This is a genomic window from Hafnia alvei, assembly GCF_900095695.1.
Taxonomy (GTDB): Bacteria; Pseudomonadota; Gammaproteobacteria; order Enterobacterales; family Enterobacteriaceae; genus Hafnia; species Hafnia alvei_B.
In genome coordinates this window covers 17583-42675 of the sequence record NZ_FMIQ01000014.1, presented here as the reverse complement: position 1 = coordinate 42675, position 25093 = coordinate 17583, and the positions used below count along the sequence as shown (strand labels likewise).

The 25093-nt window shown below is 49.6% G+C and carries 27 protein-coding genes; 15 read left to right on the top strand and 12 right to left on the bottom strand.

Annotated elements, in window-relative coordinates; genetic code table 11:
- Positions 1 to 44 precede the first annotated feature (44 nt).
- The 9 genes from rbfA (at position 45) to yedF (ending at position 9058) form a co-directional block, all read left to right on the top strand.
- Positions 45 to 455, top strand: coding sequence for a 30S ribosome-binding factor RbfA (gene rbfA, locus BN1044_RS04890; RefSeq protein WP_072307791.1), 411 nt, complete (start codon positions 45 to 47; stop codon positions 453 to 455).
- On the top strand, positions 455 to 1408 hold the full coding sequence (truB, locus tag BN1044_RS04885) for a tRNA pseudouridine(55) synthase TruB (RefSeq protein WP_072307790.1): 954 nt from the start codon (positions 455 to 457) through the stop codon (positions 1406 to 1408). Before rbfA ends, truB begins: the two co-directional genes overlap by 1 nt.
- Positions 1409 to 1545: 137 nt before the next feature.
- Positions 1546 to 1815 (top strand): 30S ribosomal protein S15, encoded by a 270-nt coding sequence (rpsO, locus tag BN1044_RS04880; RefSeq protein ID WP_004093717.1) that lies wholly within the window; start codon positions 1546 to 1548, stop codon positions 1813 to 1815.
- A gap of 332 nt (positions 1816 to 2147) precedes the next feature.
- Positions 2148 to 4262, top strand: coding sequence for a polyribonucleotide nucleotidyltransferase (pnp, locus tag BN1044_RS04875; RefSeq protein WP_072307789.1), 2115 nt, complete (start codon positions 2148 to 2150; stop codon positions 4260 to 4262).
- Positions 4263 to 4385: 123 nt separating this feature from the next.
- Entirely contained in the window at positions 4386 to 5270 is an 885-nt protein-coding gene (gene nlpI, locus BN1044_RS04870) for a lipoprotein NlpI (protein ID WP_025798864.1), read from the top strand.
- A gap of 105 nt (positions 5271 to 5375) precedes the next feature.
- A complete protein-coding gene (yrbN, locus tag BN1044_RS24175) occupies positions 5376 to 5450 on the top strand; it encodes a protein YrbN (protein WP_102961607.1) in 75 nt (24 codons plus the stop codon).
- Positions 5443 to 7383: a DEAD/DEAH family ATP-dependent RNA helicase gene (locus BN1044_RS04865; protein WP_072307788.1), complete on the top strand. Its 1941-nt coding sequence runs from the start codon at positions 5443 to 5445 to the stop codon at positions 7381 to 7383. The genes yrbN and BN1044_RS04865 overlap by 8 nt, the downstream gene beginning before the upstream one ends.
- A gap of 227 nt (positions 7384 to 7610) precedes the next feature.
- Positions 7611 to 8822, top strand: a complete 1212-nt coding sequence (gene yedE, locus BN1044_RS04860; RefSeq protein ID WP_072307787.1) for a selenium metabolism membrane protein YedE/FdhT — start codon at positions 7611 to 7613, stop codon at positions 8820 to 8822.
- Positions 8819 to 9058, top strand: a complete 240-nt coding sequence (gene yedF, locus BN1044_RS04855; RefSeq protein ID WP_025798870.1) for a sulfurtransferase-like selenium metabolism protein YedF — start codon at positions 8819 to 8821, stop codon at positions 9056 to 9058. The genes yedE and yedF overlap by 4 nt, the downstream gene beginning before the upstream one ends.
- A gap of 30 nt (positions 9059 to 9088) precedes the next feature.
- Here the strand turns inward: yedF and BN1044_RS04850 are convergent, their stop codons facing one another.
- Positions 9089 to 10111: a luciferase-like monooxygenase gene (locus BN1044_RS04850; protein WP_072307786.1), complete on the bottom strand. Its 1023-nt coding sequence runs from the start codon at positions 10109 to 10111 to the stop codon at positions 9089 to 9091.
- Between the two features lie 712 nt (positions 10112 to 10823).
- Between BN1044_RS04850 and BN1044_RS04840 the strand changes: the two genes are divergently transcribed.
- Positions 10824 to 12149 carry an SLC5/6 family protein gene (locus BN1044_RS04840; protein WP_072307784.1) on the top strand — a complete coding sequence of 442 codons (1326 nt, stop codon included), beginning with the start codon at positions 10824 to 10826 and terminating at the stop codon, positions 12147 to 12149.
- Positions 12150 to 12226: 77 nt separating this feature from the next.
- Positions 12227 to 13543 (top strand): L-cysteine desulfidase family protein, encoded by a 1317-nt coding sequence (locus BN1044_RS04835; protein WP_247650318.1) that lies wholly within the window; start codon positions 12227 to 12229, stop codon positions 13541 to 13543.
- Between the two features lie 65 nt (positions 13544 to 13608).
- Here BN1044_RS04835 and BN1044_RS04830 read toward each other — a convergent pair whose 3' ends face one another.
- Together BN1044_RS04830 and ubiU are read right to left on the bottom strand one after the other, a co-directional pair.
- On the bottom strand, positions 13609 to 14487 hold the full coding sequence (locus tag BN1044_RS04830; protein ID WP_072307782.1) for a U32 family peptidase: 879 nt from the start codon (positions 14485 to 14487) through the stop codon (positions 13609 to 13611).
- A 12-nt stretch (positions 14488 to 14499) separates the two neighbouring features.
- Complete coding sequence (gene ubiU, locus BN1044_RS04825; RefSeq protein ID WP_072307781.1) at positions 14500 to 15495, bottom strand: ubiquinone anaerobic biosynthesis protein UbiU; 996 nt, start codon at positions 15493 to 15495, stop codon at positions 14500 to 14502.
- 302 nt (positions 15496 to 15797) lie between these two features.
- Here ubiU and ubiT point away from each other — a divergent pair, with 302 nt between their 5' ends.
- Together ubiT and BN1044_RS04815 are read left to right on the top strand one after the other, a co-directional pair.
- Positions 15798 to 16319 (top strand): ubiquinone anaerobic biosynthesis accessory factor UbiT, encoded by a 522-nt coding sequence (ubiT, locus tag BN1044_RS04820; RefSeq protein ID WP_025798883.1) that lies wholly within the window; start codon positions 15798 to 15800, stop codon positions 16317 to 16319.
- A complete protein-coding gene (locus BN1044_RS04815; protein ID WP_072307780.1) occupies positions 16313 to 16816 on the top strand; it encodes a GNAT family N-acetyltransferase in 504 nt (167 codons plus the stop codon). The genes ubiT and BN1044_RS04815 overlap by 7 nt, the downstream gene beginning before the upstream one ends.
- Before the next feature lie 59 nt (positions 16817 to 16875).
- Here the strand turns inward: BN1044_RS04815 and BN1044_RS04810 are convergent, their stop codons facing one another.
- From BN1044_RS04810 to BN1044_RS04795, 4 genes are all read right to left on the bottom strand, one after another.
- Positions 16876 to 18180: a cytosine permease gene (locus BN1044_RS04810; RefSeq protein WP_072307779.1), complete on the bottom strand. Its 1305-nt coding sequence runs from the start codon at positions 18178 to 18180 to the stop codon at positions 16876 to 16878.
- 21 nt (positions 18181 to 18201) lie between these two features.
- A complete protein-coding gene (locus tag BN1044_RS04805; protein ID WP_072307778.1) occupies positions 18202 to 18891 on the bottom strand; it encodes a helix-turn-helix transcriptional regulator in 690 nt (229 codons plus the stop codon).
- A 25-nt stretch (positions 18892 to 18916) separates the two neighbouring features.
- Positions 18917 to 19327, bottom strand: coding sequence for a GNAT family N-acetyltransferase (locus BN1044_RS04800; protein WP_072307777.1), 411 nt, complete (start codon positions 19325 to 19327; stop codon positions 18917 to 18919).
- Between the two features lie 342 nt (positions 19328 to 19669).
- A complete protein-coding gene (locus BN1044_RS04795) occupies positions 19670 to 19969 on the bottom strand; it encodes a GIY-YIG nuclease family protein (RefSeq protein ID WP_072307776.1) in 300 nt (99 codons plus the stop codon).
- A 68-nt stretch (positions 19970 to 20037) separates the two neighbouring features.
- Between BN1044_RS04795 and BN1044_RS04790 the strand changes: the two genes are divergently transcribed.
- Positions 20038 to 20478: a YhbP family protein gene (locus BN1044_RS04790; RefSeq protein WP_072307775.1), complete on the top strand. Its 441-nt coding sequence runs from the start codon at positions 20038 to 20040 to the stop codon at positions 20476 to 20478.
- Between the two features lie 116 nt (positions 20479 to 20594).
- Complete coding sequence (locus BN1044_RS04785; RefSeq protein ID WP_072307774.1) at positions 20595 to 21227, top strand: NAD(P)H-binding protein; 633 nt, start codon at positions 20595 to 20597, stop codon at positions 21225 to 21227.
- Positions 21228 to 21378: 151 nt separating this feature from the next.
- Here BN1044_RS04785 and phnP read toward each other — a convergent pair whose 3' ends face one another.
- Genes phnP through phnL form a run of 5 tightly spaced genes read right to left on the bottom strand, consistent with a single transcriptional unit; the run spans position 21379 to position 25090 of the window.
- Complete coding sequence (phnP, locus tag BN1044_RS04780) at positions 21379 to 22194, bottom strand: phosphonate metabolism protein PhnP (protein ID WP_072307899.1); 816 nt, start codon at positions 22192 to 22194, stop codon at positions 21379 to 21381.
- 2 nt (positions 22195 to 22196) lie between these two features.
- Positions 22197 to 22655, bottom strand: coding sequence for an aminoalkylphosphonate N-acetyltransferase (gene phnO, locus BN1044_RS04775; RefSeq protein ID WP_072307773.1), 459 nt, complete (start codon positions 22653 to 22655; stop codon positions 22197 to 22199).
- A 39-nt stretch (positions 22656 to 22694) separates the two neighbouring features.
- Positions 22695 to 23252: a ribose 1,5-bisphosphokinase gene (gene phnN / locus BN1044_RS04770; protein ID WP_072307772.1), complete on the bottom strand. Its 558-nt coding sequence runs from the start codon at positions 23250 to 23252 to the stop codon at positions 22695 to 22697.
- Positions 23252 to 24388, bottom strand: a complete 1137-nt coding sequence (gene phnM / locus BN1044_RS04765; protein WP_072307771.1) for an alpha-D-ribose 1-methylphosphonate 5-triphosphate diphosphatase — start codon at positions 24386 to 24388, stop codon at positions 23252 to 23254. The genes phnN and phnM overlap by 1 nt, the downstream gene beginning before the upstream one ends.
- A gap of 12 nt (positions 24389 to 24400) precedes the next feature.
- On the bottom strand, positions 24401 to 25090 hold the full coding sequence (phnL, locus tag BN1044_RS04760; protein WP_072307770.1) for a phosphonate C-P lyase system protein PhnL: 690 nt from the start codon (positions 25088 to 25090) through the stop codon (positions 24401 to 24403).
- Positions 25091 to 25093: the final 3 nt, after the last annotated feature.

The following is a 25093-nucleotide window of genomic DNA, read 5'->3' as shown; positions in this document are numbered from 1 at the left end:
TTGGGGGGCTTAATGCCCCCCGATTCGTCTGGGAGGAATCCATAATGGCAAAAGAATTCAGCCGTACTCAGCGTGTATCTCAAGAGATGCAGAAAGAGATTGCGATCATTTTGCAACGTGAAGTTAAAGATCCCCGCATCGGCATGGTGACGGTATCTGGCGTTGAAGTATCCCGCGATTTGGCTTATGCCAAAGTGTTTGTCACTTTCTTGAATGATAGCGATCCAAACGCTGTTCGAGTCGGCCTTAAAGCGCTGCATGAAGCCTCTGGCTTTATCCGCATGCTGATTGGTAAAGCAATGCGTCTGCGTGTTGTACCTGAGCTGACTTTCGCATACGACAACTCTTTAGTTGAAGGTATGCGTATGTCTAACTTGGTGACTAGCGTTGTGAAAAATGACGAAGAGCGTCGCTCTGCGTCAGGTGATACTTCAGGTAACGCTGAGGAGGAATAATGTCACGACCTCGCCGTCGCGGCCGTGATATTAACGGCGTTCTGTTATTAGACAAACACCAAGGTCTATCCTCAAATGACGTTTTGCAGAAAGTAAAACGCATCTATAACGCCAATAAAGCAGGCCATACCGGTGCACTAGATCCTTTAGCAACCGGTATGCTGCCTATTTGTTTAGGCGAATCGACCAAATTTTCTCAGTTCTTGCTGGATGCCGATAAACGCTACCGCGTGATTGCGCGTTTAGGGCAAAGAACGAATACCTCGGATGCTGATGGCGAAGTGGTTCAGGAACGTCCTGTGGAGTTTACTCAGGAACAACTGGATGCGGCGCTGGAGCAGTTCCGTGGTGATAGCCAACAAATTCCATCGATGTACTCTGCGCTTAAACACCAAGGTAAGCCGCTGTATGAGTATGCGCGTCAGGGCATTGATGTCCCACGTGAAGCTCGCGACATTACGGTGTATGAGTTGCAGTTTATCCGCTGGGAAGGCGATGAGTTAGAGTTAGAAATCCACTGCTCGAAAGGTACTTATATCCGAACCATCATTGATGATTTGGGTGAGGTTTTAGGTTGTGGTGCACACGTCATCTATTTGCGTCGTGTACAGGTTTCTAATTATCCGTCGGAGCGCATGGTTTCTCTGGAGCAATTGCAGCAAATGGTCGCCGCTGCCGAAGAGGCTGGCATTGAACCTAGAACGGTTCTCGATCCGCTGCTGTTGCCGATGGATACCGCTGCGTCTCATTTGCCGGAAATTAATCTAACCGATGTGGTTGCCGCCTATGTTCTTCAAGGACAGCCAGTGCAGGTGCAAGGTTTGCCTGCTGAAGGTATGGTGCGCATCAATGTGGGTGAGAAACGTCGATTTATCGGCGTTGGCGAAGTGGATGACCAAGGACGCTTGGCACCACGTCGCCTAGTAGTAGAAGAACGCGTTCCTGAAGAGTAAGGTGCTCTGAAGACGATAAGGTGCTTTGTTGCGATCTTATTGCGCTCAGAGTAGAATAGCGCGGCTTATGTATTGGGCAGCTGAATTAGAGATCGGCGCCCGCCTTTTTAATCGTTTTATGAATTTGGAGTTCTATAATGTCTCTAAGTGTTGAAGCTAAAGCTCAAATCGTTGCTGACTTCGGTCGTGACGCTAACGACAGCGGTTCCACCGAAGTTCAGGTTGCTCTGTTAACTGCACAGATCAACCACCTGCAAGGTCACTTCGCTGAACACAAAAAAGATCACCACAGCCGTCGTGGTCTGCTGCGTATGGTTTCTCAGCGTCGTAAGCTGCTGGATTACCTCAAGCGTAAAGATGTAGCTCGCTACACCAGCCTGATCGAACGTCTGGGTCTGCGTCGCTAGTCCAAACGATTTTCTGAAGTAAAGGGGCCTAGATTGGCCCCTTTCTTCTAGGAAGCAATTGCGAATCAGGTTAATGTATTGTAGTTAACTCAAATTCGGTTGTTAAAATCGTTGCTGTTAAAGAAATAAGCGTTAAAACTTGAGTCGGTTAGACTGTTGCTGATAACGCATGCCGAGTGACGATCCTTTTTGCAGATGTTCGCGCGGCTAATGCAAGTCTCTGGATGACCAGTGATTTCCATTAGTCGCGAGAATGCAACAAAGTGATCGAAGGCAAAAGCGTGATGGTGCTTTGATGGCGCCATTAAACTTATAAAGATAAGGAAAATACTTTGCTGAATCCTATCGTTCGCAAATTCCAATACGGTCAGAATACCGTAACGCTGGAAACTGGCATGATGGCTCGCCAAGCCACTGCTGCTGTAATGGTTACCATGGATGATACCGCGGTATTCGTTACCGTTGTTGGTGCTAAAAAAGCTAAAGAAGGCCAGAGCTTCTTCCCTCTGACCGTTAACTATCAGGAGCGTACTTACGCTGCTGGTCGTTTTCCGGGTGGTTTCTTCCGTCGTGAAGGCCGTCCTGGTGAAGGCGAAACTCTGATTGCGCGTCTGATTGACCGCCCAGTTCGCCCACTGTTCCCAGAAGGCTTCCTGAACGAAGTTCAGGTAGTTGCTACCGTTGTTTCTGTAAACCCGCAGGTTAGCCCAGACATCGTTGCGATGATCGGTGCTTCTGCTGCCCTGAGCCTGTCTGGTATTCCATTCAATGGCCCAATCGGTGCAGCCCGCGTTGGTTACATCAACGACCAGTATGTGCTGAACCCAACAACAGATGAGCTGCAAGAAAGCAAGCTGGATCTGGTTGTTGCAGGTACCGAAGGCGCAGTGCTGATGGTTGAATCTGAAGCTCAACTGCTGAGCGAAGACCAGATGCTGGGTGCCGTTGTATTCGGTCACGATCAGCAGCAGGTTGTTATTGAAAACATCAAGGCGTTGGTTGCTGAAGCTGGCAAGCCACGTTGGGAATGGGCTGCTCCAGCTGTTAACGAAGCGCTGCACGCGCGCGTTGTTGCTCTGGCTGAAACCCGTATCGGCGATGCATACCACATCACTGAAAAACAGGCTCGTTACGCTCAGGTTGATCAGATCAAAGCTGACGTTATCGCTGCTCTGCAGGCTGAAGACGAATCTCTGAGCGCTGGCGAAATTGCTGATGTTCTGGGTTCACTGGAGAAAAATGTCGTACGTAGCCGTGTGCTGCGTGGCGAGCCACGTATCGATGGCCGTGAAAAAGACATGATCCGTGGTTTGGACGTTCGCACTGGCGTACTGCCTCGCACCCATGGTTCTGCACTGTTCACTCGTGGTGAAACTCAGGCTCTGGTTACCGCAACTCTGGGTACAGAACGTGATGCTCAGAACATTGATGGCCTGACCGGCGAGCAGACTGACCGCTTCCTGCTACACTATAACTTCCCTCCGTACTCCGTAGGGGAAACTGGCATGATGGGCTCACCTAAGCGTCGTGAAATTGGTCACGGTCGTTTGGCGAAGCGCGGCGTGCTCGCAGTAATGCCTAAGCAAGACGAATTCCCGTACACCGTTCGTGTGGTTTCAGAAATCACCGAATCTAACGGTTCTTCTTCTATGGCCTCTGTTTGTGGTGCTTCACTGGCACTGATGGACGCAGGCGTACCGATCAAAGCGGCCGTTGCTGGTATCGCTATGGGTCTGGTTAAAGAAGACGAAAACTTCGTTGTTCTGTCTGATATTCTGGGTGACGAAGATCATCTGGGCGACATGGACTTCAAAGTTGCAGGTAGCCGCGAAGGTATCACTGCACTGCAGATGGATATTAAAATCGAAGGCATCACCCGCGAAATCATGCAGGTGGCTCTGAATCAGGCTAAAGGTGCACGTCTGCACATTCTGGGTGTAATGGAACAGGCGATTAATGCGCCGCGTGGCGATATTTCTGAATTCGCTCCACGTATCCATACCATCAAGATCAATCCTGAGAAGATCAAAGATGTCATCGGTAAAGGTGGTTCTGTGATTCGTGCACTGACTGACGAAACTGGAACAACTATCGAAATCGAAGATGATGGTACGATTAAAATTGCAGCAACCGACAACGAAAAAGCGAAACATGCTATTCGTCGCATCGAAGAAATTACTGCTGAAATCGAAGTTGGCCGCATCTATCAGGGTAAAGTAACCCGTATCGTTGATTTCGGTGCATTTGTTGCTATCGGTGGCGGTAAAGAAGGTCTGGTTCATATTTCTCAGATCGCTGACAAGCGTGTTGAGAAAGTGACTGACTATCTGCAGATGGGTCAAGATGTTCCGGTTAAGGTATTGGAAGTTGACCGTCAGGGTCGCGTCCGCCTGAGCATCAAAGAAGCAAGCGCGCCAGAACAGGCTGCTGCTCCAGCTGCTGAATAACAAGCCGTTCAGTATTACGGCTTCCTACATAGGTGGGAAGCCGTTTGTTACGCAAATACAGGATGTATTTGCTTATATGGATGATAGGAAATCAATCCGATGTTGGTCTTCGGGAGTTGGGAAATGAAGCCTATCTTGCGCTGGTGTTACGTTGCGACAGCAATTCTGCTGGCAGGATGCAGCAACCTTGATTGGCGTAAAGACGAAGTACTAGCAATTCCGTTACAGCCTTCGCTGCAACAGGAAGTCATGCTGGCGCGCATGGAACAAATCCTTGCCAGCCGTGCATTGACAGATGATGAACGCGCACAGCTTTTATATGAGCGCGGAGTACTGTATGATAGTCTCGGACTGAGGGCTTTAGCGCGTAACGATTTTTCGCAAGCGCTGGCTATTCGTCCTGATATGCCAGAAGTTTTTAACTATCTGGGGATTTACTTAACGCAGGCTGGCAATTTTGATGCCGCCTATGAAGCGTTTGATTCTGTACTAGAGCTTGATCCAACTTATAACTACGCGCGTTTAAACCGAGGCATCGCACTGTATTATGGTGGTCGATACCCGTTAGCGCAGGATGATCTGCAGGCGTTTTATCAAGACGATCCCAATGATCCATTCCGTTCGTTATGGCTTTACCTTGTGGAACGTGAAATCGATCCAAAGAAAGCCACTGCCTCGCTGGAACAGCGATATAACAAGGCGAACAGGAATCAATGGGGATGGAATATTGTCGAATTCTACCTGGGCACCATCAATCAGAAAACATTGATGACACGCTTACAGGAAGATGCAACGGATAACACTTCGCTCGCTGAGCATCTCAGTGAAACTGACTTCTATTTAGGTAAATATTACCTGAGTCTGGGGGACAAGAGCAGTGCCTCTGCGCTGTTCAAACTGACGGTTGCCAACAACGTACATAACTTTGTTGAGCACCGCTATGCACTGTTGGAATTGGCGCTTTTGGGCCAAGAGCAAGACGACCTATCAGAATCGGACCAGCAATAGCTGACGAACAACTACGCCTATACTTTTTAATTGCTTTATCACCTCCTTGAGGTGAGGGCTTTTTGTTCGTTATTTAATCTAATTTGAGCCGGTTCACACTTTTCAATGAAAATCATTGTCCATTTTCTAGACGAGTTATGTAGACTGGCCGCCATCAATGAGGCACGTGTACATGGCTGAGTTCGAAACTTCTTTTGCTGACCTAGGGTTAGCTGCACCAATTATCCAAGCCCTGACAGATCTGGGCTACGAAAAACCGTCTCCTATCCAGGCGGAATGTATTCCTCACCTTTTAAATGGCCGTGACGTTCTGGGTATGGCTCAGACTGGTTCCGGTAAAACAGCGGCGTTCTCTTTACCGCTGCTGCACAATATTGATCCAAGCTTGAAAGCACCACAGGTGCTGGTTCTGGCTCCAACTCGTGAGCTGGCAGTTCAGGTTTCTGAAGCGATGGCTGACTTCGCTAAACACATGAACGGCGTAAACGTTGTTGCTCTGTACGGTGGCCAACGCTACGACGTACAGCTGCGCGCTCTGCGTCAGGGACCACAAATTGTTGTGGGTACTCCTGGTCGTCTGCTTGACCACCTGAAACGTGGCACCCTGAACCTGTCTAACCTGAGCGGTTTGGTTCTGGATGAAGCTGATGAAATGCTGCGTATGGGCTTCATCGAAGACGTTGAAACCATCATGGCGCAGATCCCAGCACAGCACCAAACGGCGCTGTTCTCGGCAACCATGCCAGAAGCTATTCGTCGTATTACCCGTCGCTTCATGAAAGAGCCACAGGAAGTACGCATTCAGTCAAGCATCACTACACGTCCAGACATCAGCCAGAGCTACTGGACTGTGTTCGGTATGCGTAAAAACGAAGCGCTGGTTCGCTTCCTTGAAGCTGAAGATTTTGATGCTGCAATCATCTTCGTACGTACCAAAAATGCCACTCTGGAAGTTGCAGAAGCGTTGGAACGTAGCGGTTACAGCAGCGCTGCATTGAACGGCGATATGAATCAGGCTCTGCGTGAGCAGACTCTGGAGCGTCTGAAAGACGGTCGTTTGGATATCCTGATTGCAACTGACGTTGCTGCACGTGGTCTGGATGTTGACCGTATCAGTCTGGTTGTTAACTATGACATCCCGATGGACTCAGAGTCTTACGTTCACCGTATCGGCCGTACCGGTCGTGCTGGCCGTGCTGGTCGCGCATTGCTGTTCGTTGAGAACCGCGAACGTCGTCTGCTGCGCAACATTGAACGCATCATGAAGCTGACTATTCCAGAAGTTGAAATCCCGAATGCTGAATTGCTGGGTCAACGTCGTCTGGCTAAGTTTGCCGCTAAAGTTCAGCAGCAGCTGGAAAGCAGCGATCTGGACAAATACCGCGATCTGCTGACTAAACTGCAGCCGGAAGATGAGCTGGATATGGAAACTCTGGCCGCAGCATTGCTGAAAATGGCACAGGGCGAACGTCCACTGATCCTGCCACCAGATCCAGTTATGGAACGTCGTCCACGTCGCGAATTCCGTGACCGTGACGATCGCAACGAACGCGGCGGTGATCGTTTCGCTCGTCGTGGCGACCGTGAGCCACGTGAACCACGTGAAGCCCGCGAAGGCGCAGCCCCACGTCGTGAACGTCGTGAAGCTGGTGATATGGAACTGTACCGTATTGAAGTTGGCCGTGATGATGGTGTTGAAGTTCGTCATATCGTTGGCGCTATCGCTAACGAAGGTGATATCAGCAGCCGTTACATTGGTAACATCAAGCTGTTTGCTTCCCACTCAACTATCGAGCTGCCTAAAGGTATGCCTGGTGATCTGCTGTCTCATTTCACCCGTACCCGTATCCTCAACAAGCCGCTGAACATGCAGCTGATGGGTGATGCTCCGGCACGCGAACCACGTCGTGAGCGCCCTGCAGGCGATCGCGGTGGCCGCAACTTCGGTGGTGGTCGTGAAGGTGGTGAGCGTCGTAACTTCGGCGGACGTGATGGTGCACCTCGTCGTGATGACCGTCGCGGTAGCAGCGATCGTAGCGCAGCACCACGCGGCCCACGTCGTGATGATGCAGCACAGCCGCCACGCCGTCGTACTCCTAGCAACGACGCGTAATCGCGCTGTTCTAAACTAGAACATATCAAGCCAACCCTCGGGTTGGCTTTTTTTTTGCTTTTTACTTATCGGCTTTTCTCTATCTGGCTGCTTTCTGTGTAGTTATTCCCATAAGTTTATTTCTTGCCTTTGAAATACGTTTTATCGGCGTATCATGCTTGGCGATTGAGGGTGACAACCTCAAGACAGTTCCCCGGTCGGGGGCTGCTATAACAAGGGGATACTTCATGTCTTGGCTAAACTTCAAACAGCAATACCTCATAAAATTTTGGGCACCGCTCCCTGCGGTTATTGCCGCAGGCGTTTTATCGACTTACTACTTTGGTATCACCGGTACGTTCTGGGCTGTGACGGGGGAGTTTACCCGCTGGGGCGGTCACGTATTACAGCTATTCGGTGCTCATCCCGAGCAATGGGGCTATTTTAAAGTGATTGGGCTTGATGGCTCACCGCTGGATCGCATTGATGGCATGATGGTTATCGGCATGTTCGGTGGCTGTTTCGCAGCCGCGCTGTGGGCTAATAACGTGAAACTACGTATGCCGCAGCATCGCATCCGTATCTTTCAGGCCGTACTCGGTGGAATGATTGCCGGTTTTGGCGCTCGTTTGGCAATGGGCTGTAACCTTGCGGCGTTCTTTACTGGAATTCCTCAGTTCTCTCTTCATGCATGGTTCTTTGCATTAGCAACGGCGGTGGGTTCCTATTTCGGTGCTCGTTTCACTTTGCTGCCGATGTTCCGTATTCCGGTTAAGCTGCAGAAAGTCAGTGCGGCGTCTCCGTTAACACAGAAACCAGCTCAGGCTAAGCGTCGTTTTCGTTTGGGCATGATCATTTTCTTTGCTGTGATCCTATGGGGCGGTTTAACCGCAATGAATGCGCCTAAGCTAGGTTTAGCCATGCTATTTGGCGTAGGCTTTGGCTTGTTGATTGAGCGTGCCCAAATCTGTTTTACCTCAGCATTCCGTGACTTGTGGATCACTGGCCGCACTCACATGGCCAAGGCCATCATCATTGGTATGGCGGTGAGCGCTATCGGTATTTTTAGCTATGTACAAATGGGTCTACCACCAAAAATTATGTGGGCAGGGCCAAATGCGGTACTGGGTGGCCTGCTGTTTGGCTTCGGTATTGTACTGGCTGGCGGCTGCGAAACCGGCTGGATGTATCGCGCCGTTGAAGGGCAAGTCCATTTCTGGTGGGTTGGTTTTGGTAACATTCTGGGCGCGACCATTTTGGCTTATTACTGGGACGATTTGGCGCCATCTTTAGCAACGTCATACGACAAAGTAAATCTGCTGCAAACCTTTGGCCCGCTGGGTGGATTGCTGGTGACTTACCTTATGCTGCTGGCGGCATTTTTGTTGGTTGTAGCGTGGGAAAAACGTTTCTTCCGCACTAAAACTCAGGTGAACAGCGTTGTTAAGGAGATCGCATGAAACACGCAGAGATTATTCCAGACTACCGTTTAGATATGGTCGGTGAACCGTGCCCGTACCCTGCGGTCGCTACATTGGAAGCGATGCCCAATCTTAAACCGGGCGAGATTTTAGAAGTGGTGAGCGATTGCCCTCAGTCTATTAATAATATCCCGCTGGATGCCAAGAATCACGGTTACACCGTGCTCGACATCCAACAAGATGGTCCAACTATTCGCTATCTCATTCAGCGATAAACCTGCGCTGGCTAAGGCGCACTAGGTGCCTTAGCAAATCAGTTCAGGAATGCTCAGATGAGGTTTTATGTCGGCAACAATCTCAAAAGATCTCAGCCGCGCCTGATGATCAAAAATCTGCCCGTTAACCATAATTTCATCCGCCTGAGTTTCTCTTAGTAACGCTTCCAAACCGCTCTTCACTTGGGCGGGGTCGCCCACCACAGACATTCTAAGCGCCTGTTCAACGCCGTATTGTTCGCCGCCGCTCCAATAGTCGGAAATGTTTAGTACTGGGGCTGGTAAAGGCCCCGGTTTGCCACGACGAAGATTAATAAACTGCTGCTGCATTGAGGTAAACAGGAAGCGTGCGTCGCGTTCGCTATCGGCGGCGACCACGTTGATGCAAACAATCGCGTATGGCTTAGCCAAAGCCGCCGATGGTTGGAACTGGCTACGGTAAAGCGCCAGTGCCTGATGCAGCATATCGGGAGCGAAATGTGATGCAAAGGCAAAAGGTAATCCGAGCTTAGCGGCGAGCTGTGCACTGTAAAGGCTTGAGCCCAATAGCCAGATAGGGATATGCAAACCTTGCCCAGGCACGGCTTGTACATGCTGATCCTCGGTGACTTCGGCAAAGTAGCGCTGTAGTTCGAGCACGTCTTGAGGGAAATCGTCAATTTCTCCGTGTAGGCTACGACGTAGAGCCATCATGGTTCTCTGGTCGGAACCGGGCGCACGGCCTAGCCCCAAATCAATGCGTCCCGGATAGAGTGACTCAAGCGTGCCAAACTGTTCGGCAATCACCAATGGGGCATGGTTGGGTAGCATCACGCCCCCAGAGCCGACGCGAATAGTTTTGGTTCCACCAGCGATGTACCCAATCAGCACCGACGTGGCGGCGCTCGCTATGCCGGTCATGTTGTGATGTTCAGCCAACCAGTAGCGATGAAAACCCCAATTCTCAGCATGCTGGGCCAGACTCAGCGAGCGATGAAATGCATCACGGGCCGTTGCTCCCGTGGGGATTGGAGACAGGTCGAGAACTGAAAAAGGTACGGAACGAGAAGTCATAACATTATTCCTATAAATAGACCAATCGGTCTGGTTTTAGGTTGATGTTAATCATATGTAATAATTAATCAATAGCTGGCTGTGGATTAGCGTACTATTCCAATGGATGAGTTTGAGCCAAAATCGAAGCCTGAACCGCTTATGCAGAAAATCTAGTTTAATATTCCAACTGTTTTCATTTATTCAACAAACTACAGAGTAAATGGCTGATGCGAGAGTTCTTATCGTTTATTGTGTGATACCCATCATGTTAGTAAGGCTTTGTTCTTTGATTTTCTACTCACATCAACTTGCTGCATATCACAAAAATTTCCTATGCCGTTAAGACGTTACATCTTGAGTTAAGACGCATAAAATAAAATTTCATTATTATTCATATGATTAGGGGTTTTCGTATTTGCACTTAGGTCAGTGCTTGTATAAAACTGGATTTTTAGAGTTAAATTTTTAGTTTTATTCTCTTTTTGGAGAATGTTTTTCTCATGAATCGCCATTATGAGGGACATAGTTGAAAAAATATTCTCCATTTACCGGCGTATCATTTCTGCATAATAAAAAGCCTGCATATTACGTCTGTACATTAAAAAGAAAATAAAACCTACACATAAAAATACCCAAAATAATTAGAACTGCGTTGAGACTGCAGTGAACTACCGCACTTAGCAGTAATGCAGTTTGAAGTATGGCGGGAATATGGCGAGCGAGAATTATTATGGAAACAGCATCAGAGAATAGCAGTATCGTTGTGAACGATCTTTCTGCCAATAGTCGTGGAGGCATGTCCGAAAGCGAATGGCGTGAGGCTATTAAGTTTGATAGTACGGATGCCGGCTGGATCATTATGAGTATCGGCATGGCAATTGGTGCCGGCATTGTCTTTTTACCGGTTCAGGTTGGGCTAATGGGGCTATGGGTTTTCTTACTCTCTTCCATTATCGGTTACCCTGCGATGTATTTATTCCAGCGTCTATTTATTAATACGCTGGCTGAATCTCCAGAGTGTAAAGATTATCCGAGTGTAATCAGCGGATACTTGGGTAAAAACTGGGGTATTTTGTTAGGTGCATTATATTTCGTTATGTTAGTTATTTGGATGTTCGTTTATTCAACGGCGATTACTAATGATAGTGCATCCTATTTACATACTTTTGGCGTAACGGACGGGCTTCTTTCTGAGAATCCGTTTTATGGTTTGGTGCTGATTTGTATTTTGGTTGCCATTTCATCTCGTGGTGAAAAACTATTATTTAAGCTCTCCAGCTTTATGGTTCTTACAAAGCTTTTAGTAGTAGCCGCATTAGGCGTCTCGATGGTGGGTATGTGGCATCTGCACAATTCAGGGGCGCTACCGCCGATGGGGCTGCTGATTAAAAATGCCATCATTACGTTGCCGTTTACTCTAACGTCTATTCTGTTTATTCAAACTCTTAGCCCGATGGTGATTTCTTACCGCTCTAAAGAAAAATCACGCGAGGTTGCTCGCCATAAAGCGCTGCGAGCAATGAACATTGCCTTTGGCGTTTTATTCGTCACGGTATTCTTCTATGCGGTCTCTTTCACCTTGGCGATGGGGCACGATGAAGCGGTTAAAGCCTACGAGCAAAATATCTCGGCTCTCGCTATTGCTGCGCAATTCTTCCCTGGCAGCTGGGCAACGGTAGTCAGCGTTATCCTGAATATCTTTGCGGTAATGACCGCCTTCTTTGGCGTTTATTTAGGCTTCCGTGAGGCAACGCAGGGTATTGTGATGAACATTCTACGTCGTCGTATGCCTGCGGAGAAGATCAATGAAAAATGGGTTCAGAACGGAATTATGCTGTTCGCCATTCTACTGGCTTGGAGTGCCATCATTCTTAACGCACCAGTTTTAAGCTTTACCTCCATCTGTAGCCCGATATTTGGGATGGTTGGCTGCTTAATTCCCGCTTATTTGGTCTACAAGGTGCCTGCATTGCATAAATATAAAGGAACTTCGTTGACCATTATTATCATTACCGGGTTGCTGTTATGTGTTTCTCCATTCCTAGCCTTCTCCTAATAAATTAAAAACTGAATATTTTTTGTAGTCTTGTTATTAAGGTCTGAATTATGAGCAAGTATGAAAGCGAAAATCTGTTGTGTACCGAATCACGTGATGAATTGTGGAGTGAGTTTATCCGTGCGGTACAGCAAGAAGTTAAGCCCGCAGTAGGCTGCACAGAGCCAGTTTCTTTGGCGTTGGCTGCTGCCGTTGCCGCTTCATATCTTCCAGAATCCGTTGAACGTATCGAAGCACGTGTTTCGCCTAACCTAATGAAAAATGGTATGGGAGTCACCGTGCCCGGTACGGGGATGGTTGGGTTGCCGATCGCCGCGGCCGTGGGGGCGATGGGTGGCGATGCCAGCGCAGGGTTGGAAGTGCTCAAGCATGCAACGCCAGAGTCGATAGCGGCAGGGAAGTCGCTTCTGGCGAGTGGGGCCGTCACCGTGGGTATCCAACAACCGTGTGAGCACATTTTATTCTCTCAAGTTACTGTGTTTGGCCCAACGGAGTCAGTCTGTGTCACGATTGCCGATGGTCATACCAACGTCATCAAAATCGTCAAAAACGGTGATGTACTGTTTGATGCTTGCCATAACGCAGATAACAGCGGCGAAGAGACTTGCCAAGAAGGTTATTGCCTGAAAAAAGCGTCGCTAAAACAGGTATTTGATTTTGCGGTTAACGTGCCGTTGGCGCGGATCCATTTTATTCTAGAAGCCGCCACGTTGAACAAGGCGCTGTCGTTAGAAGGTCTCAGCCACCAATATGGTTTGCATATCGGTGCGACGCTTCAGCGCCAGCGCGAACGTGGGTTATTGGCGCGTGATTTACTCACCGATATCATGATCCGCACTTCTTCAGCCTCTGATGCACGTATGGGCGGCGCGGTAATGCCGGCTATGAGTAATTCAGGCTCGGGGAATCAGGGCATTGCAGCTACCATGCCAGTGGTGGTGGTGGCTGAGTACCTCGGTGCCAGCGAAGAGCAGCTAACCCGTGCGTTAATGTTGTCACATCTCACGGCAATCTATATCCATAGCCAGCTGCCAACGCTTTCGGCGCTCTGTGCCGCGACAACGGCGTCAATGGGGGCGGCGGCAGGGATCGCATGGTTGATTGAAGGGCGCTATGAAACGGTAGCCATGGCAATCAGCAGCATGATTGGTGATGTGAGCGGTATGATTTGCGATGGCGCATCGAATAGCTGTGCGATGAAAGTATCAACCAGCGTGTCAGCCGCCTATAAAGCCGTGCTGATGGCGCTGGACAATAGCTGTGTAACGGGTAACGAAGGCATTGTGACCGACGATGTCGATCGCTCGATCGCTAATCTCTGCGCGTTAGCCTGCCACTCGATGCAGCAAACGGATACGCAGATTATTGAGATTATGGCTAAGAAAGCATCGTAATAACGAGTGAGAATGGCCAGTATGAAAATGGGAGCCTTGGCTCCCATTTTTTTATAAACAGAGGGTTACTGAACTAATTCGAGCCCGGCAACGCGCTGCCAATAGCCGTTGCAGTCGGCGCGATTTTCCAAGGTTAATGGCTGAGCACCTTGTTCATTAGCGCGGAACTGACTCAGCACGCTGAGCGTATCCATACTTTCTGGCGATAGACGAACGATGTCGACTAATCCCTGCATTTCCAGTTGGTTATTGCCAAGGTTATAGCAATATCCACTCTGCGTCTGAATACCATTCAGCACGAATACCTGCTGATTTTCCTGCGATAACACGCGGCGACCTTGAGGGTATTTGATACAGCAAGTTTCGCACTGATCTTTAGGCAAATCTTCCGAACGTGCGGTAAAGCAGCGGGCAGAATAGGCCAGAGGGAGATGACCATAGCTCAGCACTTCCACTTCAAACTTATTGCGGATACCCAGATCTTCGCACTGCGTCATCACGTTTTTAAGCCAGTCATGAGAAAGCTCAACCGGCATACACCAACGCATCATGCCCTGTTTGTGCAACAAGCGCAGCGTGACGGCGTTGTAGCAGTTCAACGCATGCCCTGCCACAAACGGTAATTTGCGCTCGGCGGCCATGTTTACCGTGCCCAAATCGTTGGCCTCAATCAGGAAATCACCGTTTTCAACATAGCGCTTTAGCTCATTAAGCTCGGAGGGCGCCTGCAGCAGTGCAAGCGTAGAGATAACAACCTGTTTGCCCGACTGTGCCACCTGTTTGGCAACGTCCAGCCAATCTGCCACTTTCATTTCACGGCGCTTAGAACAAACGGTTTCACCGAGGTAGATAATATCGGCTTCGCTTTGCGTCGCGGCTTGGTAAAAACGTTCAATTTCGGCTTTTGGCCAGTAATAGAGCACGGCTCCTAGAGAATATTTCATGCTTTCAGCTCCTTACTGCCATTTCCGGTGATAGGCACCCAACGTGGTTTGAGTTCCTTCTGCCATTGCGCCAAGGCTATCCATCCAGCTTTGTTCTGCTTTATAGCCTTCCGGATCTTTTTGGCAGCGATCGATAGCCTGACGCCATACTTTCGCCACTTGGCTCACATAGGCAGGGCTACGTTGGCGGCCTTCAATTTTCACCGAGGCGATATTTGCCCCGAGCAAATCAGGCAGAAGCTCAAGGGTATTTAGGCTGGTAGGTTCTTCAAGCGCATGATATTTCTCGCCGTCCACCATATAGCGACCCTTACACAGCGTTGGATAACCGGCGTTCTCGCCATCTTCATAGCGATCGATAAGCACGTCATTCAGGCGTGATTCCATGCCTTGAGGAGTTTGCTGCCAGCGAACATAGCGAGCCGGAGAGCAGGCCCCAACGGTGTTTGGTGACTCACCTGTGAGGTAAGAGGACAGATAACAGCGCCCTTCAGCCATAATGCACAGGCTGCCAAACGCAAAGACTTCCAGTGGAACTTCGCTGGTGCGGGCCAGCTGTTTCACCTGATGAATCGACAGCACGCGCGGTAGCACCACACGAGCTACGTCAAAGTGCTGTTTATAGAAACGGATAGCTTCGTCATTGGTTGCCGATGCCTGAACGGACACGTGACGTTCCACGTGGGGATAGCGCTCGGCGGCATATTCGAGCATGGCAAGATCGGCTAAAATGAGCGCGTCGGCTCCCAGCTGCGCCGCCATATCGACAGCACGCTCCCAGCGGGCATAGCCGTCAGGATGGGCAAAAGTATTAATCGCGATGTGCAATTTGCGGTTGTGGCGGTGCACATAGCTAACAGCTTCCTGAAGTTTTTTCTCGGTGAAGTTCAAGCCAGCGAAATGCCGTGCATTGGTATCATCTTTTAAACCGATATAAACGGCGTCTGCGCCGTTATCGATCGCTGCCTTCAGGGCAGGTAAGTTTCCGGCGGGGCAAAGCAACTCCATATATCATTCCTGAACAAGCCACGTTAGCGATGAGTGGCAATTAATGACAACAGGTGATCGATTGAACCCTGAGTGATAATTTTAATGGCGATCATTCTAGATAACCCATTCATCAGCCGTTTTGATTTGAGGCAGTTTCTCGCGTGTTGACAGCAGCAACATGGCGGTTATTCTTTACCCAAATTATTTTCGCTCTCTATGTGTGCCAAACTAATAAGGGTTCGTTTTGTTGATATAGCGCGCTGTCTTACGCTGTTAATGTGGCAAAATACCCGCACCCCGTGTCAAAAGGAGTCACTCCAGTGTTGGAAAAATTACGAGCACGTTTAGTGCGTCAAGGCCCGGCGTTTTTAAGCGTCCCGTTAAAATTCACGCCGTTTGCTTTGCAACGACAAGTGCTGGAACAACTGCTGGGCTGGCAATTTCGTCAGGCGCTTGAGGATGATGAGCTTGAGTTTCTGGAAGATCGTTGGCTGAAGGTTGAGGTACGCGATCTTGGCTTAAAGTGGTTTGTCACCGTTAACCAAGGCAAATTGCAGGTCAGCCAGCATCAAGAGGCCGACGTAAGCTTCAGCGCGGATGCCAACGATTTGATTCTGATTGCAGCCCGCAAAGAAGATCCTGATACGCTGTTTTTCCAACGCCGCTTACGTATTGAAGGTGATACTGAGCTTGGCTTATATGTCAAAAATTTGATGGATGCGATAGATTTAGATGCTATGCCTAAGCCGCTGCGTTTTGGTCTGTTACAGTTGGCTGAATTCGTTGATGCAGGCATGAAAGAAGCATCACCGCCCGCTACCCAAGAGGTTTCACCATGCTAATTCGCGTTGAAATTCCTGTTGATGCTGCTGGTATCGATCAGCTGCTACGCAACGCGTTCCCAACCAGTGAAGAAGCGGAGCTTGTACAGCGTCTGCGTGAGGATGGCCTGTTAACGCTAGGCGTTGTTGCCACCGATGAAGAGGGCGGCGTGGTTGGATACGCGGCTTTCAGCCCGGTTTATGTTGATGGTGAAGACCGCCAATGCGTAGGTCTGGCGCCGGTGGTGGTGGATGAAGCCCACCGCCGTCAGGGGCTGGCAGAAAAAATCATTTATGAAGGTTTAGACTCCCTGAATGAATTTGGTTATTCCGCCGTTGTTGTGCTCGGTGAACCGGCCTATTTCAGTCTTTTTGGTTTTCAGAATGCCGCAGAACATGGCCTGCGTAGCCGTCTTCCGGGCACAGAAGCGTCGTTTCAGGTTTACCCATTAGCCGATGGTGAAATGGAAAACTGCAAAGGGGTAGTTGAGTATTCTGCCCCGTTTGGACGCGGCTGAGTTTGAAACCTATGGATACTCCCCATTTTCAGGGAGTATCCAGAGTTTATGAGGCAAAACTAGGCGGTTTCTGTCTCAACAGGCTTTTGATTGCGATTGACGGCGATTTTAAACAGCCAATATATCAAGCTGGCGGCAAGCAACGAATTGATCGTTGGAATGCCCCATTCGGTGACCAGCCCGACAATACTCCCGACAATGCTGGCGATAATGGCAGCCCAACCAATAACCGGTGTTTGGGTGTCATCTGGCAGTTTTCCCTCTGCGCGAGTCTTATCCAAAATGTTACGATGCGAGCGCAGGATAAAATAATCCACCAGCATAATGCCGATAATCGGTGGGAAAACTACGCCCAGCACGGTCAGAAAATCCACAAACCGATCCAAAATACCCAGCACCGAAAGCGTGGTCCCCAATACGCCAATCACCAGCGTGGTAGAGATGTATTTCAGCCTCTTGCCGGTGAGCCCTTCGACCGCATTCACGATACCGAGTGAAGACGAATAGAGGTTGAGATCGTTAACTCTTAGCGTTGAGAACACGACGACCAGCAAACCTGCACCACCGGCAGCTTGAGCCATGATCGTCACGACGTCCGCGGTGCCTAAGGTCTTGGCTATCAGAATCGCCAAACCATTGATAATAAACTCCCCGGCCACGATGGTGGCGATAGTGACGCCCAACACATGTTTTTTGTTTTTAGAGTAACGCGTTAAATCAGGCGTCATCAGACTGGCAACAATCGCGCCACCAACGACGATCGTAATACCGGCGCTGATAGATAGCGGTTCGCCATGCGGAGCCAATTGCATAATTTCAGGCAAATTATGGCCAGATAAAACATTAATGGAAATATAGGCGACCAGCAGAATAAACATCGGTACGGCGATTCTGGCTGCAATGCGCAATGCCTTGAAACCAAATGCGACCAAGATGGTGAGGAAACTGCCGGATAAGGCCGCAGCCCAGCCAAAGCCCAGCTTGTGGCCGAGTGCAAAGTCCAAGGATTTAGCAAAAATGGCGTTTTGGATCCCAAACCAGCCGAGCAAACTGACGGCGACCACCACGCCGATCAGCACCGAACCCAAACGGCCAAAACCACACCAGCGCGCCAGCAGGCTGCCGGATATTCCTTCGCGCATCCCCGCCAAGCCGAGACCGTAGGTGACAACGCCAAATATGACGCTGCCGATCAGGATTGCCGTAAATGCATCAGTTAGCGACATGGAATTACCCAATACCGCGCCAAGCATGAACTGATCTAGCGCGGTCAACATACCCATATGAACCATAGCAACGCTTAAAAATGAAACCCTTTTATCCTGAGGCACTCTGCTCAATGGATAATCTTCAATTTTGATCACGATAAGGTATACCCTTGTTATTTAGATAAACTGAATCCCTTTTGCCACTAGCCGGTCGGGAATATAATTATCCAAATGCGCAACTTTGCAAAATTCCTCAAATTGTTGCTGCGTATGGACATCAGATTTTTGGTAAATGGTATATATTCTGTTTTCTATTGTTTTGGTACTAATGTTATATATTTTTGCGATTTCTTTAACCGAGCGCCGTTGCAACATTAAAAATATGACGTCTAATTCAGAACGAGTGAACGTCGTATTAATAATTTCAGTGGTGAGAACACTGGGCTTCTGCTGATTTATATATTTGAAAGGAGACAAGCTATTAAGCGGTTTGGCATTCCACATCACGCCAATTAGTTCTTTTTTTTCATTGAAAATAGGCAGCTTTTCACTGATATAAGGCATGAGGAATTCTTTCCCGTACCAGTAATGTGTTTCTATTACTGTGACGCGATCCTGAGATTCTTCAGTTCTTTTATCGTGCTCTATAAATTCAGGAGAGAGCTCGGCCCAATGGGCGGGGAATTCATCGTCCCTTTTACCTTCGATATCGAAATCAAGGGGGGTATTGGTATAGAGATAAGCTGCCTGATTCATATAGACATGGCGGGAGTGCAGATCTTTGATGCCCCACGGTTCACTCAAGTGTTCCATCATGGCAATCAGGCCCTTGAAATAAATTTCATTATTTTTATCGGGCAAATCCATGACCACCTCTTCGCTCAAGAATGTATCAGATTTCTTTCGCCAGATAGTGCCGAGTAAATCTATGGGCATATCCGCCTAAATCACCATATACACGATAGCCTAATTTCTCATAGAAACCTCTGGCCTGAAAATCGAAGGTATCGACATAAGCCATATGGCAGCCGCGCTTCAGCGCTTCTTTTTCAGCATTTTCCATCAGTTGGCGGCCATACCCACTTTTACGGTATTCGTCGCTGACCCACAGATATTGAACCTCGAGACCTCCCCACCAAGTTCTTGCAACCAAACCCGCAACGATTTTTCCCTTGTCGTCAGTAACGGTCAAAAATAACGGATGAATATCGACGGCTTCGGTTTTGCTATTGTGGGCCCAGAGACTGTCAATGACAAACTCTTCATCCTGTGGGTTTGGCTCATCCGTAATATTGATGTTCATTGTGAAAGATACCTTTGCATGTAAATAATTAGGGGTGTAATTAAAGAAATTGGGCTAAACCACTTTTAGTATCACTTTTATTAAAGTGTTACAAGGGTGGTTTTCACCCGTTCCCGGACTGATGCGTAATGTTTATATTGAACGTGACAGAGCTAAACAAATAACAACGTGCCTCGTAAACATTCGCTGTTTGTTGCGCTCTGTCTGAAGATGCTGATTTCGCCTCACCAGGGCACTATATAGAAAAACCAGCCGTTCTTTACGGCTCCACCGATAGAGCAACAATAAATTGCCAAAGGGGAGCCGCATATTTTTTCAACATTAATAAACTTCGTTGTTCAATTACACTTTTTCAAACCATTCCTCTAGCATTTCTGGGTTTTCCGTCACCAATTTCTCTTTCTGTGCTTTATTTAGCTGCTTGATACGATACTCCAACCGCAAAGCTTGCCCTCTCTCGCCCACGATGCACGAAAATGCCAGCTGTAATGGCCCCTTACCGCGCAATGCCTTCGCACCTGTTCCGCGCTGATGCTGCTGGTAGCGGCGTTCTACATCGGTAGTTACACCGGTATAAAGTGCGCCTGATGCGGTGCGTATGAGGTAAAGATGCCAGTGAGTTTCATGAGGTTCGGTGGTCATTAGGATTTAATCAGTTAGCCGTTTCATGACATTATACCCTCATCTACCATGGCCTGTGAGACCAACCCATGACGACTGATAAAGAGCATATTTGCCGCTTTCTGCGCGCCCAGCATGTGTTAACACTCGGAACCTGTTGGGAAGGGGAAATGTGGTGCGCCAACTGTTTCTATGTCTTTGATGAAGATCGTATGGCGCTCAATTTCATGACGGAAACGCGTACCCGCCACGGTGGGATGCTGCTCAAAAATCCTCAGGTCGCAGGAACAATAGCGCATCAAACCAAAACCATTGCGCTGATCCGTGGGCTGCAATTTTCTGGCGAGGCCATGATATTAGAAGGTGAAAACGATCGTCTGGCGCGTAGCCGCTATTATCAACACTTCCCCGCGGCTCGTTTAATGTCAGCGCCTATCTGGCAGCTTGTGCTCAACCAGATAAAAATGACGGACAATAAATTAGGCTTTGCGAAGAAAATTCGCTGGGAGCGAACTTCTGAGCAGGAATAACGGCAACATGATCATGACTACAATAGAGAAGTTAGATATATATCACTGAAACTAATTGCTTGAAGTCCTTACCTGTCGCTTTTCTCGCGTTATACTCAAAACAGGGAGGAAAACGGATGAAAATTTTATTGTTAGGCGCGACGGGTTTAGTTGGAAGTGAATTACTCAAACTTCTAGAACAGGATCCGGGCATCAGCAAAATCTATGCCCCAACGCGTAAGCCCTTACCGCCGTCAGAAAAACTGGTGAATCCGGTCGCAGACGATCTGTGCGCGACGATGGCAACATGGACGACCCCTATTGATATCGCATTTTGTTGCTTGGGTACCACGCGCAAAGATGCCGGCAGCGATGCCGCATTTCGCTATGTAGACTACACGCTGGTGGTTGAGTGTGGGTCGGTGGCGCTAAAAAATGGCTGCCAGCACTATTCAGTGGTGAGTGCGCTTGGCGCGAATCCACAGTCTTCATTCCTCTACAGCCGGACCAAAGGGGAAATGGAGAAAGCGTTAGAGCTGCAAGCATGGCCGCATCTCACAATAGTGCGGCCATCAATGCTACAAGGCGACCGGCCAAAACCACGATTGCTAGAGCAAATTTCAGAACCTATCTTTAAGCTGCTGCCTGAGAAATGGAAAGCCGTCGAAGCTTCAGCTGTGGCGATGGCGATGCTGAAATCTGCACGTCACCCAGCACCGTATCGTTTGCAGATCATCGAATCAGAACAGATTCAAAAATATTCTCAATAGAGCTTAAGCCCGATTTTAGGGGGAGCATGCCGATGGGGTCGTAGCGGCGTAAGCCGCCGACAACTTTGCCTGGAGCAAAGTTGAACAACGCTTCAGCGTTGCCCTTTAGGGAGGAACACATGGATGTGTTCCGTAACCGCCCCGCGGTATGCTAGACCCGTGTATCTCGGTCTTCTAAACGATCGACATTACAATCATAGTCACTCTCATCTGCGGTCAGCGTTAATCCATCTCTGGCCGCTTCAATACCTTCGGGGAGTGAATTCTCTCGCATCCACAGGTCAAACTGATGGCTAATGTGGGTCAGCCAAATTTTCTCGCAGCCTATCCGCTGTTTTAACGCTATCACCGTATTGAGATCGCTGTGGTTTTTCGGCGTGCTTGGGCGTGGCTCATGGCTACAGTCGATAATCATGATTTCAGGCGGCTGCTGGCACAAAAAATCTGCGGTAGCTTCTGGCAAACCTGCGGTATCCGTCAGATAGGCGATTCGATGATGGGGCGTTGTGAATAGATAGCCAAAAGTGAGTTTCGAATGATTAAGCGGAAGCGGTGTGATGCTCAGTCCTTGCAGCCAGATGGTTTCAAACGCCGTGAGCGTATGGTTGAAATCGAGTATGCCGGGGTGCTTAAACAGATCGTCACAGCCCATTTCATCCGGCGGCCCATAGACGGGAATGGACTCACCCACGCCCCAGCGCAGCGGAAATAATCCCTGAACGTGGTCCATATGGTAATGCGTCAGCAGAAACTGGCTAATTTGCTCAGGTGTAAACTGTTCGGTTAGGTCGTGCAAACCTGCGTCAATCAGCGTTCGGCTGCCGTGATATTCCAGCATGGCGCTACAGGGTTTTCGCCGATACTGCGGCTGTTCTCTGGCTCGCTGGCAAACAACACACTGGCAGCCAAAAGCGGGCACCTGCTGTGCTCCGCCGGTGCCTAAAAATGTGAAAGTAAGCGTAGACATCATTACTGATCCGACAGTGGCTTGACGAAGCGAAAATGCGTGTGAAGATAGCCTTCACGCTGATAAAAACGATGTGCGTCATAACGCGTTGCACGCGTGGACAGCTCGGTCTGCTCCGCCCCTAATTCACGCGCCGTATCTTCCGCCCAACGCAACAGCCGCTTACCCACGCCAGCCCCACGTGCCTGCGGCGTAATAATCAGCTCCTGAATTTCGGCAATCCAGTTGACGTGATGCAGATGATATTGCAGATGAAGGCTAATAAATCCCAGCACCTCGGCGTCTTGGGTGGCTAACGCATAGTGCATATTCGGATTGGCCAAATTGAGCGCATAGCCTTTGGCGAAAGCGAGGCGGTCGAACTTACATTGCTCAAGCTCACACATCAGGTGATACACCGTGCCTTCATCCAGCGCGGTGGCGGGGCGTAATAGGATATTGGGAGAAGTTGTCTCTGGCATACAGAACCTCTGTGCGATGGCTAAACAAAAAAACGAAAATTAAACGGAAACAGCAATAGTGCGCTCTACGAGGCGCAAAAACTCCCGCAGCGTATGCTGCAACTCATCATTATTATTCAGATAATCACAGCGCACGCTTTCCGGTAATTGGTACTCCTGCGCACGTTGTAAACGTTGCTCTATTTGCAGCGGTGTTTCGCGTCCACGCGCCAATAATCGCTGGCGTAAGGCGGCTTGAGAAACCTGTAAACACACAGCCTGCATTCGATCGCCGTAGCGCTCGCGGGCGGTGGGCAGATGGGCGCGAGAACCGTTGACCACCACGTTTATCCCCTGAGCCAACCACTGATCTATTTCTATACCTAACCCATAATGATGCTGATTAGCCTGCCAGTGCAGCGCAAAAAGTCCTTGGCTGCGCCGCTGCATAAATTCGTTCTCACTGAGCTCGATGTGATTTTCCGAGCCTGCATGACAGGCCCGAGTAATATAGCGATGGGCGACGAGCAGCGGAGCGGTTTGCTGTTCGCGTAACGCCTGAAGCAAGCTGTCTTTACCTGAGCCCGACGCACCAACCAGATAAATTAATTTTGCCATTAGAACACCCGCATCCCTTCACGCCAGACGTGATTCACATGAATATGTTCGCCGTGGCGTTGAGCTAATACCAAATCCGCTCTTTTGCCTTCCGCAAGCACGCCGCGATCGGACAGCCCCAGCGCTTTTGCCGGATTGCGCGTCACTAATGACATCGCCTGAGGCAGCGTAAACGTATTGTTCTCGCTGGCGGCGACGCAAAACGCGGCGTCCAGCAGGCTAGCGGGATAATAGTCGGATGACAGAATGTCCAATACGCCAAGTGACGCCAATTCATGAGCCGCAACGTTACCGGAATGCGAGCCGCCCCGCACAATATTGGGTGCGCCCATCATGACCTGCAGGCCGCGTTGATGTGACGCGTGCGCCGCCTCTACCGTGGTGGGGAATTCGGCAATCACGCTGCCCAACTGATGTGATTCATCGGCATGTGCTTCGGTGGCATCGTCATGGCTGGCGAGCGCAATACCGCGCGTGCGGCAGAGTTCAGCGATGGCATGGCGATTGGGCTGTGACCAGCGTTCGGCATTCTCCAACTGTTCACGTTCATAGGCATCCATCTGCTCATCGCTGAGATGGTATTTTCCCTGAAAGTATTCGCGATATTTCTGCGGGTTGACGAACTGGCGCTGCCCAGGTGAATGATCCATCAATGAAACCAGAGACACGCCGCGTTTCTCCACCAGCTGTTGAAACAGCGGAAGCGTGCTGTGATGGGGCAATTCACAGCGTAGGTGCAGACGATGCTCGGCACGATTCACGCCGCGCTGCTGGCTGTCGATCACCGCATTAATCATTTTTTCCAAGTTATCCAAGCGATCGCCGCCGTCGCGCACGTCACCCAACGCTACGGCATCAAGCACCGTGGTGATCCCACTGGCAATCATCAGCGCATCGTGGCTGCTCATGGCTGAATGGGCAGGCCAACTAACCTTGGGACGCGGAGTGAAAAACTTGTCCAAATTATCGGTGTGTAGCTCAATCAAACCGGGCAGTAGCCAGCCGCCGTTGCCATCTATGGCTTCTGGTAAGCGGCTCTCGCTGTCGGCAAAGGCGCGGATCACGCCGTCTTGAACTTCAAGCGAACCTGCCACCACTTCATTTTCCAGCACCAGTTTTACATTGTTCACGATCATGGTTTTGCTCCGCTATTCAGTCATCACATGCAGACGATCTGCAACATGGTCGCGTACGGCTTCATCATGGAAGATCCCGACGATAGCGGCACCACGTGCTTTGGCTTGATCGATTAAACTCACTACCGCAGCGCTGTTGGCGGTATCGAGCGACGCCGTAGGTTCATCGAGCAACAAAATCGGATAGTCGACCACGAATCCACGAGCGATATTTACGCGCTGCTGCTCGCCGCCGGAAAAGGTGGAAGGTGCCAAATGCCAGAGACGTTCGGGAACGTTGAGATGGGTTAATAACGCCGCCGCTTTTTGTTCGCAGGCCTGACGTTCGTAGCCCAGCTCAAGCATCGGCTGCATTACCACGTCTAATGCGCTAATGCGTGGGATCACGCGCAGAAACTGACTGACCCAGCCAATAGTTCTGCGGCGTACCGCGAGGATCTGCCTTGCGGGAGCCTGCACCATATCCAGCCATTCACCCTGATGCTGTACCCAGATACTGCCTTCATCGGGCAGATAGTTAGCATAAAGCGACCGCAACAGCGTTGATTTCCCGCTGCCCGAGTGACCGTGTAAAACCACGCATTCACCGGCGCTAACCTCCAATGACGCGCCTGAAAGTACCGGCAGATGAATACTGTTTTGATGATGCAGCACAAAGGTTTTGCTCAGATTCTCTACGCGTAAGCGTGTTGTTATGGTCATGAT

Bases quoted from the DNA above. Each gene is read 5' to 3' on its own strand.
- rbfA (WP_072307791.1), top strand. From the start codon at position 45: ATGGCAAAAGAATTCAGCCGTACTCAGCGTGTATCTCAAGAGATGCAG.
- truB (WP_072307790.1), top strand. From the start codon at position 455: ATGTCACGACCTCGCCGTCGCGGCCGTGATATTAACGGCGTTCTGTTA.
- rpsO (WP_004093717.1), top strand. From the start codon at position 1,546: ATGTCTCTAAGTGTTGAAGCTAAAGCTCAAATCGTTGCTGACTTCGGT.
- nlpI (WP_025798864.1), top strand. From the start codon at position 4,386: ATGAAGCCTATCTTGCGCTGGTGTTACGTTGCGACAGCAATTCTGCTG.
- BN1044_RS04865 (WP_072307788.1), top strand. From the start codon at position 5,443: ATGGCTGAGTTCGAAACTTCTTTTGCTGACCTAGGGTTAGCTGCACCA.
- yedE (WP_072307787.1), top strand. From the start codon at position 7,611: ATGTCTTGGCTAAACTTCAAACAGCAATACCTCATAAAATTTTGGGCA.
- yedF (WP_025798870.1), top strand. From the start codon at position 8,819: ATGAAACACGCAGAGATTATTCCAGACTACCGTTTAGATATGGTCGGT.
- BN1044_RS04850 (WP_072307786.1), bottom strand. From the start codon at position 10,111: ATGACTTCTCGTTCCGTACCTTTTTCAGTTCTCGACCTGTCTCCAATC.
- BN1044_RS04840 (WP_072307784.1), top strand. From the start codon at position 10,824: ATGGAAACAGCATCAGAGAATAGCAGTATCGTTGTGAACGATCTTTCT.
- BN1044_RS04830 (WP_072307782.1), bottom strand. From the start codon at position 14,487: ATGAAATATTCTCTAGGAGCCGTGCTCTATTACTGGCCAAAAGCCGAA.
- ubiU (WP_072307781.1), bottom strand. From the start codon at position 15,495: ATGGAGTTGCTTTGCCCCGCCGGAAACTTACCTGCCCTGAAGGCAGCG.
- BN1044_RS04815 (WP_072307780.1), top strand. From the start codon at position 16,313: ATGCTAATTCGCGTTGAAATTCCTGTTGATGCTGCTGGTATCGATCAG.
- BN1044_RS04805 (WP_072307778.1), bottom strand. From the start codon at position 18,891: ATGGATTTGCCCGATAAAAATAATGAAATTTATTTCAAGGGCCTGATT.
- BN1044_RS04800 (WP_072307777.1), bottom strand. From the start codon at position 19,327: ATGAACATCAATATTACGGATGAGCCAAACCCACAGGATGAAGAGTTT.
- BN1044_RS04795 (WP_072307776.1), bottom strand. From the start codon at position 19,969: ATGACCACCGAACCTCATGAAACTCACTGGCATCTTTACCTCATACGC.
- BN1044_RS04790 (WP_072307775.1), top strand. From the start codon at position 20,038: ATGACGACTGATAAAGAGCATATTTGCCGCTTTCTGCGCGCCCAGCAT.
- BN1044_RS04785 (WP_072307774.1), top strand. From the start codon at position 20,595: ATGAAAATTTTATTGTTAGGCGCGACGGGTTTAGTTGGAAGTGAATTA.
- phnP (WP_072307899.1), bottom strand. From the start codon at position 22,194: ATGTCTACGCTTACTTTCACATTTTTAGGCACCGGCGGAGCACAGCAG.
- phnO (WP_072307773.1), bottom strand. From the start codon at position 22,655: ATGCCAGAGACAACTTCTCCCAATATCCTATTACGCCCCGCCACCGCG.
- phnN (WP_072307772.1), bottom strand. From the start codon at position 23,252: ATGGCAAAATTAATTTATCTGGTTGGTGCGTCGGGCTCAGGTAAAGAC.
- phnM (WP_072307771.1), bottom strand. From the start codon at position 24,388: ATGATCGTGAACAATGTAAAACTGGTGCTGGAAAATGAAGTGGTGGCA.
- phnL (WP_072307770.1), bottom strand. From the start codon at position 25,090: ATGACCATAACAACACGCTTACGCGTAGAGAATCTGAGCAAAACCTTT.